Below are 12442 nucleotides of genomic sequence, written 5' to 3'. Positions count from 1 at the left end.
CTGCCCTGGCCGGGCCGCACCCATCGGTTCGTCGCGATTGGGGCGAAACGAGCTGTGAGGGCCCCACGGGCGACGAATGGATCGCGAGTCTGCCCACCCGCGACGAACCGGCGGCGACCGGCCCACGTCGCTACCCTGCCCACCATGACTGCCCCGCACGCCGCCCAGCCGCCCATCGTCGTCACCGGGGTGGTGGTGCAGGACGATGCGGGGCGCGTCCTGACCGTCCGCAAGCGCGGCACCGAGCGCTTCATGCTCCCCGGCGGCAAGCCCGAGCCAGGGGAGGACGCTGCTGCCGCGGGTGCCCGGGAGCTCGCCGAAGAGGTCGGCCTCACCGTGGACCCCGCGGCGATGGAGCTGCTCGGCCGCTACTCGGGACGCGCGGCCAATGAGCCCGACACCGCGTTGGAGAGCACCGTCTTCCTCGCCCCGCTGACGGGCGACCCGGTCCCGGCCGCCGAGATCGCGGAGATGTGCTGGATCGCCCCGGCCGAGGGCATCGGCGGCGCCGAGACCCCGGTCGCGGCGGCGGGCGGTCGCCTCCTGGCCCCGCTGCTGGCTGAGCACGTGCTGCCGGTGCTCCGGGCCCACGGCTGAGCGGCCCGAGGACGATTCGCCGACCCAGTGCGGGAGGGATAGCGTCGAGGGACGGTCCCCTCGACCGAGGGGCGGCTGCGAGTGGGAGGAGGACGCCGTGGGTGAGCACACGGACGAGATCGTGGTGGTCGGCGCGGGGGCGGTGGGGGCCACCATCGCCTACGAGCTGGGGCGGGCGGGCCTGAGCGTGCGGCTCGTCGACTCCGGGGAGGGTCCGGGCGGTGGCTGCTCGTATGCCAACGCCGGGTTGCTCACCCCGAACTACGTGGAGCCCCTGGCGACCGTGGAGAACGTCCGGCTGGGGCTGCGTTACCTCTTCGCCCCGAAGAGCCCCTTCCGGCTCTCCCCGCACCCCTCGCTGGTGCCCTGGCTGGCCTCCTTCGTGGCCTCGGCCCGGCCTGGTCGAGCGGCGCTCATGACCGAGCGGCTGCAGGCGATGGCCCGGTACAGCCTGGCCCTGCACCTCGCCTACCCCGAGCAGGGCGTGGACACCGGGGTCCGGAGGACGGGCTCGCTGGACGCCTGGACGACGCCCGAGGGCTGGGAGAAGGCCCGCGACGAGCTGCCCGAGGACACCCGCATGGACGCCGAGCAGGTCGCGGAGGTCTTCCCCGGCCTGCACGGGGTGCAGGGCGGCGTGTTCCACGAGGAGGACGCCACCTGCAACACGCTGCAGTACGTGACGGCCATGGTCGAGGCCGCGCAGGCCCACGGGGTGACCGTCCAGTGGGGCACGCGGGTCGAGCAGGTCCGGGAGGAGGACGGGCGCGTCGCCGAAGTCACCCTCTCCGACGGCACCCGCTGCCAGCCGCGCCAGCTGGTCCTCGCCGCGGGCCTCGGCACGGGCGCGCTGTGCGAGCAGCTCGGGCTGCGGATGCCGCTGAAGCCCGCCACCGGTTACGTCGTCGACGTCCCGCACGGGCCGAGCACGCCCCCGCACCCGGTCATGCTCAAGGAGCTCAAGGTGGTGCTCACCCCGCTGGCGGACCGGATGCGGGCGGCCGGCACCCTCGACCTCTCCGCGCAGCCCGGACGGTCCAAGGCGGACCGGCTCGAGTCGGTGCGGGAGGTGGCTCAGGAGGCCATGCCGGACTTCGCCTGGGACGATCCGATCGACACCTGGGCTGGCGACCGTCCGTGCACGAGCGACGGCATGCCGGTCATCGGCGCCAGCCGCCACGTGGAGGGCCTCGTCGTCGCGGCCGGCCACGGCATGTGGGGGATGATGCTGGCCCCCATCACCGCCGAGTGGGTGCTGCGCGGCCTGACGGGTGACCCCTCGGCCCTCAGCGACCCGGCGATGTCGCCGGACCGGTTCACCCACCTCCGTCGCCGCCCCACGTCGCGCGGCGGCGACCGGGCGGCCTGAGGGGCGTCGCCGGGGCGGGCGGCCGGTCGCCCGCCCCGGCGGGCCCGCTCCCGCTAGCGTGCCGGGCATGAGCGAGAGCACCAAGGAGATCGCCGCCCGCGAGGACGAGGTCATCGCCCGTCTGGTGGCCGAGGCGCCTGCACCGGGCGTGGACATCGGCACCGCCGCCACGGGGCAGCCCGGCCCCAGTGGCGATCCCTTGGTGGTGGAGACCTTCGGCGACGAGCCCCACGCCACGCCGGTGGTGCTCGTGCACGGCGGGTTCTGGCGGCCGACCATCGACCGCACCCACCTGCGGGCCGCCGCGGTGGTGCTGGGGAAGCACGGCCACCGGGTGGCGCTGCCGGAGTACCGCCGCGTGCTCGGCGACCCGCGCGTCAGCCTGACGGACCTGCTCGCCGTGGACGACCTCCTGGCCGCGGCCGGCTGGTACGACGGGCCCGCGCGCCCGATCTGGGTCGGCCACTCCGCCGGTGGCACGCTCGCCCTGCTCCGGGCGATGCAGTCCGACCGGCCCGCGGTGCCGGTGGTGTCGCTGGCCGGGGTCACCGACCTGCCGCGCGGTCACGCCGAGCAGCTGGGGAAGGGCGCGGTCACCGACTGGATGGGCGGGGGGCCCGAGGACCTGCCGGAGCTGTACGCCGAGCTGGACCCGCAGGGCGGCTGGACCGGGCGTGGCACGCCGCATGCGCGGCTCCTCCACGGGCAGCAGGACGCCACGGTGCCCGCCGCCTACTCGGCCGACCACCCGGCGCTGCACCGGATCGTGCCCGGGGCACACCACGCCGACCTGGTGGACCCGGCCTCGCCCCACTGGCACCACGTCCACACCGCGATGCTCCAGGCCCACGGGAGCCTCTGGCAGGACCTGCGCCGGTCGTGATGTCTCCCCGCAGGCCAGTCAGGGGCGCCGGGCGGCGCCTCGTCCAGGCGCTCGTGGCGTTGCCCGGAATCATTCTCCTGGCTGCGTGCATCGCCCCGGACGACCCGGAGCCCATCGACCTTCCGGCTGCGCTCGCGGAGGCTGAGGCGGAGGGGCCGGTGCTCGTGCCCGCAGAGGTCCCGGACGATGCCTTCGTCTCCTGGGCCTCACAGGTGGAGGAGAACGGGGTCACCCACTTCGTGATGACGCTCAATCGGAGCCCGTCAGGCCTCGCCCAATGGTGTGCGGCTCCGCAGGAGCACGCGGACGTCTGTGGCGAGGGGGTCAGTTCCGGGACCGTGGACGGGGTCTTCTGGAGCGTGTCGGGCGACGTCCCGGCCGAGGGGCCGCTGCGCGATGGCGAACCGACCTCCGAGTGGCAGGACCTGGAATGGGTGCGCGAGAACGGCACCCATGCCGGCCGGGGGTGAGGACTCGGGAGTTGGGCGCTGGAAGCCCGTGGATGGTCAGATCTGGGCCATTTCATTCGATAATGGCTCACATTTGACCACCCCCGCTAGAGTGGGGACATGTCGACCGCGACCCCCCGCCCCGTTGTCAGAGCGATGCGCTCGATGGGGGAGGACCTTCACCGGTGGCGTCGTCTCCAGGGCCTCTCGCGCGAGGTGGTGGCCGACCGCGCCGGTGTCTCGCTGAGCACGGTCAAGCGCATCGAGGCCGGTCAGGGGGCGTCGCTCGAGCACGTCCTGCGGGTTGCGCGTGCCTTGGGAGTCATGGATTCCCTGGTCGAGTCCGTGGACCCCTTGGCCTCGGACGTGGGGCGCATGCGGGCGGTCGAGCTGCTCGACGGAACCGCCGCAGGGGGACGGCGACGATGAGTGCGGTGGAGGTCTGGCTCGACCCGGACATCCGGGTCGGCACGCTGTTCAGCCACCGGGGGCGGAGTGCTGAGAGCTGTACCTTCACGTACTCCGCCGAGTACCTCGCCCATCCGGAGGCCTATCCCCTCGACCCGTCGCTGCCCCTGGACGCTCACCCCTTTCACTCGGTGAGGCCGCTCTTCGGGGCCATGGCGGACAGCAGCCCGGACCGGTGGGGCCGCACTCTGGTGCAGCGGACGCTGGCCGAGGAGGCGCGCGCTGCTGGCGGGGCCCCGCGTCAGCCGAGTGAGCTGGACTTCCTGCTGGGCGTGCGGGACGACCTCCGCCAGGGCGCCCTGCGCTATCGCCTTCCGCAGGACGACCCGGGCTCCTTCCGGGCCGCGGCTCAGGACGGAGTGCCCGTGCTCGCGGATCTGGGGGACCTGCTGGTGGCAGCCGACCGGGTGGGAGCTGACGAGGCGGGCCTGGCCGAGCTGCGTCGGCTGGTGGGGGCAGGGTCCTCCCTCGGGGGAGCGCGACCCAAGGCCCACGTCCGGTTGCCCGGCGGAGCGATCGGCCTCGCCAAGTTCCCCGCAGCCGCAGTCGACGACTGGAATGTCATGGCGTGGGAGCACGTGGCGCTGGGCCTGGCCGAGCGGGCGGGCATCCGAGTGCCCCCGAACCGGCTGGTCCCGGTGTCCGGTCGTGACGTCCTCGTCGTCGAGCGCTTCGACCGTCGATCCGAGCAGCGCGTCGGCTATGTCAGTGCGATGACGATGCTGGAGCTCGCGGACGGCGACCGCGGCTCCTATCTCGACATCGCCGAGGTGGTCGAGGAGGCCTCTCCGTGCGCCACGGCCGACCTGGAAGAGCTGTGGCGCCGGATCGTCCTGGGTGCGTTGATCAGCAACCGGGACGACCACCTGCGGAATCACGGCTTCCTCCGGGAGCCCAGCGGGTGGCGGCTCTCGCCGGCCTTCGACCTGAACCCCGTGCCGATGGCAGGTGACTTCGCGACCGACGTCGAGAGCCCGGGGGAGGCGGATCGCCTGGACGCGGCGCTGCGTCATGCGGAGTTCTTCCGCCTCACCGACACTCGGGCTGGCGAGGTCCTGGCCGAGGTGCGAGAAGCAGTCAGCTGGTGGCGTGACCTGGCCCGTGCAGCTGGCCTCTGCGAGGGGGAGATCCGCCGGATGGAGCCGGCCTTCGACGACGCCGCCTGAGGCCGGTCCTCAGCCTTGCTCGGCGCCCTCCAGCAGCCTGTCGAGGACGAGCAGTCCCTCGGCGACCTCGGCGAAGGAGGTGCTCAGCGGGGACATCCCGATGCGGATGCCGTCCGGCTCGCGGAAGTCGGGGATGACGCCGGCCTCCCACAGGCGGGCGGTGAGCTCCCGGGAGGAGGGGTGCCCGAGGGTGACGTGCCCGCCGCGTCGAGCCGGGTCGGTGGGGGAGTCGACCCGCACCCCGTGGCGGGCGAGCAGCCCCTCGGCCACCTCCACCACGAAGTCCGTGAGCTGCCCGGCCTTGCTGGTCACGGCCGGGAGTCCGGCCTCGTCGAGCAGCTCCACCATCTCGCCCAGCGGCACCATGCCCAGGATCGGCGGCGTGCCGGAGATGAACCGCCGCATGCCCGGCGAGGGTTCGTAGCCCGGGCCCATGACGAAGGGCACGGCGTGGCCCATCCACCCCTGGATCGGCTGGCGCATCGTGCCCTGGTGGCGGGCGGCCACGTACCCGAAGGCCGGCGCCCCCGGCCCGCCGTTGAGGTACTTGTAGGTGCACCCGACGGCCAGGTCGACCTCGTGGGCGTCGAGCTCCACCGGCACCACGCCGGCCGAGTGGCACAGGTCCCAGAGCACCAGGGCCCCGGCCTCGTGCACGATGCGGGTGATCTCCGGCAGGTCGGCGATCCACGCGGACTTGTAGGCCACGTGGCTCAGCAGCACCACCGCGGTGGTCGGCCCCACGGCCTCGCGGACCTGCTCGACGGTGACGCCGGTGGCCGGGTCGGGCTCGATCCACACCAGCTCGGCCTCGCACTCGGCGGCGATCCCCTCGGCGACGTACCGGTCGGTGGGGAAGTTCTCGGTGTCCACGACGATCTGGCGGCGGGCCGGGTCGGCGGCCCGGGCGGCGTCCAGCCCCGCGCGGAGCAGCTTGTAGAGCATCACCGTCGTGGAGTCGGCCACCACCACCTGGCCGGCCGCGGCGCTGAGCGCCACCTGGCCGACCCGGTCGCCGAGCCGGAGCGGCAGCTCCATCCACTGCTCGTCCCAGGAGCGGATCAGCCGGGTTCCCCACGCGCCGGCCACGATGTCCTGCAGCGCCTCGCCGGCGGCCTTCAGCGGCCGCCCGAGGGAGTTGCCGTCGAGATAGGCGAACACCTCGCCGGCCTCGGCGCCCTGCCCCTCGCCCATCGGGACGAAGCGCTCGCGGTACCCGGCCAGCGGGTCGGCGGCGTCGAGCTCCGCGGCGCGGGCGCGCACGGCATCGGGGGTGGTCAGCGAGGTCATGGCATCTCCAGGGCGGGTGGGCGGCGGGTGGGCCTCAGGCTAGGTGCCCGCCGGCCCGGCCGGCAGGTCAGGCCCCGGGCAGGTCGGTCGGGTGCCGCAGCGTCAGGCCGGGAACACTCTCGAAGTCACGGTCGGCCGAGACGATCTCGCTGAACCCCGCCTCGAGCGCGGTGGCGGCGTGCACGGCATCGCGGCCACCGATGGGGCAGCGCACCGTGAGCTCGGCTGAGCGACGCAGCACCTGGGCGTCGAACGCGTGCCAGACCAGGAACCCGTCCAGAGCCTCGAACTCGAGGGCCGCCTGCGCGCGTCCCACCCGCCGCATGCGGTGGAACAGGAACTCCTGGCCGGCCTCCACGCTGGCCTCGAGCTGCACGATCCCCTCGGTGGCCGCGGTCAGCCACCGGTGGCAGGGCTCTCGCAGAGGGTGCTCCTCGCCCACGGCGTACAACAGGGTGGAGGAGTCCAGGAGGTGGCGGGTCGTCACAGACGCTCCAGCTTGGCGATGAGCTCGGCATCCATGTCCTCGTGGAGGCGGCTGATGTCCTCGGGTTCGTCGGTGATCGGCGTGGCCTTGGCCGTCAGCTCGAGGAAGCGTGCCGCAGCCTCGGCCCGTCGCACCGCGGCGTCTTCCTCGAGGGCGACGTCGATGGCGTCGCGCACCACGGTCGAGACCGACACCCCCCGCTCGGCCGCTCGCTGGCGCAGCAGGGTGATGCGCCGCTCGTCGAGCAGCAGCTGCATCCGGTGCTCCAAGGTGCTCATGCACCCAACCTACACATGCCCATGTGTAGGTTCGGCTCGCCCGGACCCACCCTGTGGATGGTGGGCTGCGGCGCCGCTGGTTGCGACCTCGCCGCGCGCTCCCTCAGTCGGTGGCCGGGCTCAGCTCGCCGTGGACCCAGAGGAAGCGGTCGATCGTCGTCGGGTCGATGTCGCACTTCTTCACGTAGTCCTCGGCCTGGTCAAGGGTTCCCATGTCGGCCACGGCAGGGCCCTCGTCGGAGCCGCCGTCGCGCTCCTCCCAGCCGCCGCTGTGGAAGGGCTCGCCCAGGGCGATGGAGGTCCCGTCCGGCAGGGTGACGCCGTCGGCATCGACCGTGGAGCCCACCGGGATCGAGACCGGGTAGCGCTCGTCGGTGTCGGGGTCGACGCTGGTCAGGCACCCGTCGCGGTAGTCGAAGGTCCCGCTCATCCGGACGTCGGGGGCCTCGTCCGGCAGCTCGTGGTACAGGACGCCACCCTCCGCGGTCGGCGCCAGGAGATCGCTCTCGCTCGGACCGTCGGTCGACCTGGCGGCCTGCTCTGACGGGCTGGGCGATGTCGCGCTCGTGGTGCTGTCGCTCGATGTCGGCTGGTCCTCGGCATCGTTGTCGCAGCCGGCCACGGTGAGAGCCGCTCCCACCATCACCAGTGCTGAGAATCGCGTGAACATGGCTTCCCCTCCGAGTGGATGCGTGATTCAACGATCACACGTCGCTGAGGCTCTGTGCCTCCACCCTGGGGGGTGCGTCCAGCGCCTTGGAGTGCTAGGTGTACTGACCGGGTACGTTGGTCAAGCGTGAGAAGGGCGGCTGGTTCCCGCAAGCGGTGTGGGGCCGGTGGTGGTTGTAGTAGTGCAGCCAGCCGTCGAGTTCTCCGCGGCGTTCGGTCTCGCTGGTGTAGCAGCGGGCGTAGGCCCAGCCGTCGGCCAGAGTGCGGTGGAAGCGCTCGATCTTGCCGTTGGTCTGCGGCCGATAGGGCCTGGTGCGCTTGTGCTTGATGCCGAGCTCTGCGCAGGTGTCTCGCCACATGTGCGACCGGTAAGCGCCACCGTTGTCGGACAGGACCCGCTCGACCGTGACACCGCGCGCATTGAACCACTCGACCGCCCGGACCAGGACAGCGGTGGCGGTAAGGGCGGTTTCGTCGTCGTGGATCTCGGCGTAGGCGACGCGGGAGTGGTCGTCGATGGCGGTGTGGACGTAGGCCTTGCCCATCAACGGGTCCCGGTGCTTGTTCCTGGGCCTGTCAGGTGTGGTAGCGCGGTTGCGGTCGCCTTGTTGTCGACCGACGTAGCGCCAGCCTCCGCCGTCGGGGATGTTGCCGAGCTTCTTCACATCGACGTGGATCATCGCACCGGGGTGGTCGTGCTCGTAGTGACGGACGGGCTCTCCGGTGGCGCGATCGACGTGCGACAGCCGGTTCAGGTGCACGTCGGCCAGGATCCGGTGGGCCGTCGATGGCGCGATGCCGAGCCGGCATGCGAGCTGGACCGGGCCCTCGCGGAGGCGCAGGCGAAGTTGGATGCAACGTTTCGTCGTGGCCTGGCTGGTCTTGTTCGGTGACCGGCGGGGCCTTGAGGAGCGGTCCTGCATGGACTGGCCGGCGCGGTAGCGGTCGGCCCAGCGCTTCACAGTGGGCCAGGAAACCTGGAACCGGGCCGCGACCTCGCTGATCGGCCAGCCCTGGTCGACCACGAGCTGGCCGACGATCAAGCGGTGGCGCGGGGTCAGTGCTGCGTTGGCGTGGAGCAAGAGCGTCCCCTTGGAATAGACGGAGGGGGCCGATAGCTCGACCCCCTCACGGTTGTTAGCGTGGATTCCTCTGTTAGCGTGGATTCCTCTGTGGACCGCTGGCTCTAGGCCAGACCCTTTGCCAGCTCGATGGCGGTGAAGTGATGTACGGCGCTGGGCTGCTCGAGCTCGTCGAGCACCGCTAGGGCCAGGTCCGCAGGGGTGATCCGCGACGTGCCATCGTGGTTGATGAGGAGCGTGTCACCGCCACGGCGATAGGCGCCGGTTCCCTGTCCGGGCTCGAAGACTGCCGACGGACTCAGGTAGATCCAGTTCTGGTTCGGATGTTCGGTGCACGCGTTGAACTGGTCGAGGCTGGCCGACGCGACGTCACGCCACTGGGTCGGCACGAAGGCGGGGTCGTCCAGGACGAGCAACTCTCGATCGTGAGGTGAGCGCAAGGGCGCTGCTCCTCCCACGACCAGGACCCGGACCCCCGCGACGGCGGCGTGGTCGAGGACACGGCTGGTCAGTGGAGCCACACGGCTTTCGTCGCCGGGGGCCATGCGCACGGCGAGCACGACGGCGTCTGCGTCGTTCAGGACGGGCTGCAGGGGTGCCTCGAGGTCTGTCAGATCGAGACGAGTGACGGTGGTACGCGGGTCGTTGGTCTCCTGTGGGTTCCGCGATACGGCAGTGACGTGGTGGCCGCGGCGTGTGGCCTCCTGCGCGATCGCTGCGCCGGCCATGCCGGTGGCTCCGAGAACCGTGATGTTCATGAATTGTCCTTTCGACGATGGGTGGGTGCGGGGAGCTGGCCACAGACCATGGCGGCCAGGGCGATCGCGAAGCCGAGGTACTGGTCGGCTCCGAGGTGTTCGTGCGCGATCAGGGCGCCGAGCAGGGCGGCGACCAACGGCGAGAGAAGTCCCAGGAGGGCTGTGGACGTGACGGGCAGGCGTCGGATGCCGGTGAACCAGAGGCTGTAAGAGACCAGTGCCCCGACCAGGCCGAGCCAGGCGTACCCAAGCCAGCCACGACCGGAAATCACTGCCGGTGGCCCCTCCACCAGCAGCGCCGGGATCGCCAGCAGAAGGCCGGCGGCCGTCAGCTGCCAACCGGCCAATGCGATGGGCGAGACACCTTGGGGGAGCTTCCACTTCTTGGTCAGGACCACGCCCGTGGCCATGGCCCCTGCGCCACCGAGTCCTGCAGCCACACCCACCGGGTCCAGGGCGGCGCTCGGCCCAAGGACCACGAGAGCCACCCCCACGACACCCACGACACCCCATCCCAGGCGCCAGCCGGAGAGTTGCTCGTGGAGGACAGCCACGGCCAGCAGGGCAACGATGATGGGCTGCACCGCACCCAGCGTGGCCGCGACCCCGCCCGGAAGACGCTGCGCGGACAAGAACAACAGGGGGAAGAACGCGGCCATGTTCAGACCGCCCAACACGAAGCTCTTCCACCACCACGAGCCGCGCGGCAGCTGCCTCGACAGGCCCACCGCGATGATCCCTGCCGGCAGCGTCCTCATGAACGCGGCGAACAAGGGGTGTCCGGCTGGGAGGAGGTGGGTGGTCACGATGTACGTCGTCCCCCACGTAGCGGGGGCCAGCGCCGTCAGACAGGTCCACAGCAACGAACTGCGGGCCCCATGGGAAGAAGTGTTCACCGATCCATCGTCAGTCGCCCACCAGCGGTGAGTCCAACACATTGTTCTCACCCAAACAATGACCTGCAATCATGGTTTAGTGGAACTCCAACAGCTCAGGTACGTCGTGGCGATCGCCGAGGAGCGCAACTTCACGCGAGCAGCAGAACGCTGCTTCGTCGTGCAATCAGCACTGAGCCACCAGATCAAGGCCCTCGAACAGGAACTCGGCACGGCACTGTTCGTGCGCTCATCCCGTCGGGTGGAGCTGACCCCCGCCGGCGAAGCCTTCCTCACGGAAGCACGCGCCAGCCTCGCAGCCGCCGACCGTGCCGTGGCGGTCGCTGCCGAGGCCGTGGGCCAGGTCCGCGGAAGCCTATCGGTAGGTGTCATCCCGACGGTCACAGCCGTCAGCGTGCCCGACATCATCGCGGCCTTCCACGCCAGCCATCCCCACGTGGACCTCACCGTGCGGGGCGGGGGAAGCAATGAGTTCATGCGCGACCTCGGCAGCGGGAGACTCGACGTGGCCTTTCTCGGCGTGGACGCCGACGTCGCCCCAGCGTCCGGACTCACCGCGCACGAGATCGCCCGAGGGCGTCTCGTCGCCGTCATGGCGTCACAGCACCGGCTAGCGCACACGGGCACCCTGGCCCTGGCTGACTTGGTCGACGAGACGTTCATCGACTTCCCGGCCGGGTCACCAGGCAGACTCCAAGGCGATCGGGCATTCGCTGCCGCAGGCCTTCAGCGCCGCGTGGGCTTCGAGGCGATGTCGACCGAGTTCATGCTCGCCCTCGTCGAACGCGGGTTGGGCGTCTGCCTGCTGCCCGTCGAATGTGTGCCGGCTAACCCAGCGCTGCGAGCAGTTCCCGTGGCCGATGGCCCCTGTCGGGCCGAGTACGTCGCGTGGGGCTCTTTCAATCCGAGCCCCGCGTCTCGGGCGTTCATCGAACAGGTCAAGGAATCAATCGCCCTGCACATGGTCGGCTGATGCCGGTCCCATCGATCAACGTCTCCGGTCAGTACAGCTACGCCCCGATCTGCGTCCGCACGCTGAACAGCTCGGGGAAGAAGGTGAGGTCCAGGGCGCGCTGCAGGAAGCCCACGCCCGAGGAGCCGCCGGTGCCGGTCTTCATGCCGATGACGCGCTGCACGGTGCGCAGGTGGCGGAAGCGCCAGACCTGGAAGTTCTCCTCCAGGTCCACCAGCTCCTCGCAGGCCTCGTAGATGTCCCAGTGCTCGCCGGCGTTCTCGTAGATGCGGGTGAAGACGGCGGTGAGCTCCGGGTCCTCCTCGTGGGCCACGGTCACGTCGCGCTCCAGCACGCGGGTAGGCATCTCGATGCCGCGGCGGTGCAGGCAGCGGATGAACTCGTCGTAGAGGCTGGGTGCCTCGAGCAGCTCGGTGAGCAGAGCGTGCGCAGCGGGGTCGGCCTCGTGCACCGGCAGCATCGCGGCGTTCTTGTTGCCTAGGGCGAACTCCACGGCCCGGTACTGCCAGGACTGGAAACCGCTGGAGTGGCCCAGGGAGTCGCGGAACTCCACGTACTCGCTGGGGGTGAGGGTGGCCAGCACGCTCCACTGCTCGGTGAGCGTCTTCTGGATGTGCTTCACCCGGGCGATCCGCTTGAGCGACATGCGCATCTCGTCGGCGGCCAGCAGCTCCATCGCCGAGCGCAGCTCGTGCAGCACCAGCTTCAGCCACAGCTCGGAGGTCTGGTGCTGGATGATGAAGAGCATCTCGTCGTGGTGCACCGGGTCGCTCACCGGGTGCTGCGCGGAGAGGAGCCGGTCGAGGTCCAGGTAGGAGCCGTAGCTCATCTCCTCGCGGAAGTCGGTGTGGATGCCGGCCTCGACGTCACGGGTGTTCGCCACGGGTCCTCCTGGGGTGCGGATGGGTGTGGCCACCCTAGGTGCTGGGGGTGCAGCCGGAGGTGCAACGGGGCCAGGGGAGGCCGGGGGCCTCGGCCGTGGGCCCCCGGGCACTCGTCGGGCCGATGCGGTGAGTCCCGCATCGGCCCGACAGCGATCGTGGTCCGGCGTGCGGCGACTGGCTCGTCGCCGCGCCC

Annotated in this window: 15 protein-coding genes; 7 read left to right on the top strand and 8 right to left on the bottom strand. The window is 71.1% G+C overall.

Annotated features, from left to right (window positions below; genetic code table 11):
* Positions 1–144 precede the first annotated feature (144 nt).
* From CFT82_RS05550 to CFT82_RS05525, 6 genes are all read left to right on the top strand, one after another.
* Entirely contained in the window at positions 145–597 is a 453-nt protein-coding gene (locus tag CFT82_RS05550) for an NUDIX hydrolase (protein WP_088818008.1), read from the top strand.
* Positions 598–694: 97 nt separating this feature from the next.
* Complete coding sequence (locus tag CFT82_RS05545) at positions 695–1966, top strand: NAD(P)/FAD-dependent oxidoreductase (RefSeq protein WP_159461867.1); 1272 nt, start codon at positions 695–697, stop codon at positions 1964–1966.
* A gap of 67 nt (positions 1967–2033) precedes the next feature.
* Positions 2034–2849, top strand: a complete 816-nt coding sequence (locus tag CFT82_RS05540) for an alpha/beta hydrolase family protein (protein WP_088818006.1) — start codon at positions 2034–2036, stop codon at positions 2847–2849.
* A gap of 59 nt (positions 2850–2908) precedes the next feature.
* On the top strand, positions 2909–3319 hold the full coding sequence (locus CFT82_RS05535) for a hypothetical protein (protein ID WP_143469494.1): 411 nt from the start codon (positions 2909–2911) through the stop codon (positions 3317–3319).
* A 99-nt stretch (positions 3320–3418) separates the two neighbouring features.
* Complete coding sequence (locus CFT82_RS05530) at positions 3419–3727, top strand: helix-turn-helix domain-containing protein (protein ID WP_088818004.1); 309 nt, start codon at positions 3419–3421, stop codon at positions 3725–3727.
* On the top strand, positions 3724–4932 hold the full coding sequence (locus tag CFT82_RS05525) for a type II toxin-antitoxin system HipA family toxin (protein ID WP_088818003.1): 1209 nt from the start codon (positions 3724–3726) through the stop codon (positions 4930–4932). The genes CFT82_RS05530 and CFT82_RS05525 overlap by 4 nt, the downstream gene beginning before the upstream one ends.
* 9 nt (positions 4933–4941) lie before the next feature.
* Here CFT82_RS05525 and CFT82_RS05520 read toward each other — a convergent pair whose 3' ends face one another.
* The 7 genes from CFT82_RS05520 to CFT82_RS05490 form a co-directional block, all read right to left on the bottom strand.
* Positions 4942–6222 carry a kynureninase gene (locus CFT82_RS05520; RefSeq protein WP_088818002.1) on the bottom strand — a complete coding sequence of 427 codons (1281 nt, stop codon included), beginning with the start codon at positions 6220–6222 and terminating at the stop codon, positions 4942–4944.
* 67 nt (positions 6223–6289) lie between these two features.
* Complete coding sequence (locus tag CFT82_RS05515) at positions 6290–6709, bottom strand: type II toxin-antitoxin system VapC family toxin (protein WP_234994284.1); 420 nt, start codon at positions 6707–6709, stop codon at positions 6290–6292.
* Entirely contained in the window at positions 6706–6987 is a 282-nt protein-coding gene (locus CFT82_RS05510; protein WP_088818001.1) for an antitoxin, read from the bottom strand. The genes CFT82_RS05515 and CFT82_RS05510 overlap by 4 nt, the downstream gene beginning before the upstream one ends.
* A gap of 103 nt (positions 6988–7090) precedes the next feature.
* The gene (locus tag CFT82_RS05505; protein WP_088818000.1) at positions 7091–7657 is read right to left on the bottom strand and encodes a hypothetical protein; all 567 of its coding nucleotides are present in this window, start codon (positions 7655–7657) and stop codon (positions 7091–7093) included.
* A gap of 94 nt (positions 7658–7751) precedes the next feature.
* Positions 7752–8738, bottom strand: a complete 987-nt coding sequence (locus tag CFT82_RS05500; RefSeq protein WP_088817999.1) for an IS481 family transposase — start codon at positions 8736–8738, stop codon at positions 7752–7754.
* A gap of 104 nt (positions 8739–8842) precedes the next feature.
* A complete protein-coding gene (locus CFT82_RS05495) occupies positions 8843–9496 on the bottom strand; it encodes an NAD(P)-dependent oxidoreductase (protein WP_088817998.1) in 654 nt (217 codons plus the stop codon).
* Positions 9493–10302: an EamA family transporter gene (locus CFT82_RS05490; RefSeq protein WP_234994283.1), complete on the bottom strand. Its 810-nt coding sequence runs from the start codon at positions 10300–10302 to the stop codon at positions 9493–9495. Before CFT82_RS05490 ends, CFT82_RS05495 begins: the two co-directional genes overlap by 4 nt.
* Before the next feature lie 169 nt (positions 10303–10471).
* Between CFT82_RS05490 and CFT82_RS05485 the strand changes: the two genes are divergently transcribed.
* Positions 10472–11365 (top strand): LysR family transcriptional regulator, encoded by an 894-nt coding sequence (locus tag CFT82_RS05485; protein WP_088478442.1) that lies wholly within the window; start codon positions 10472–10474, stop codon positions 11363–11365.
* A gap of 37 nt (positions 11366–11402) precedes the next feature.
* Here CFT82_RS05485 and kynA read toward each other — a convergent pair whose 3' ends face one another.
* Positions 11403–12248, bottom strand: a complete 846-nt coding sequence (gene kynA / locus CFT82_RS05480) for a tryptophan 2,3-dioxygenase (protein WP_088817996.1) — start codon at positions 12246–12248, stop codon at positions 11403–11405.
* Positions 12249–12442: the final 194 nt, after the last annotated feature.

This window comes from Kytococcus aerolatus, assembly GCF_900187395.1.
GTDB lineage: Bacteria > Actinomycetota > Actinomycetes > Actinomycetales > Dermatophilaceae > Kytococcus > Kytococcus aerolatus.
This window is presented reverse-complemented; position numbering and strand designations above follow the sequence as displayed.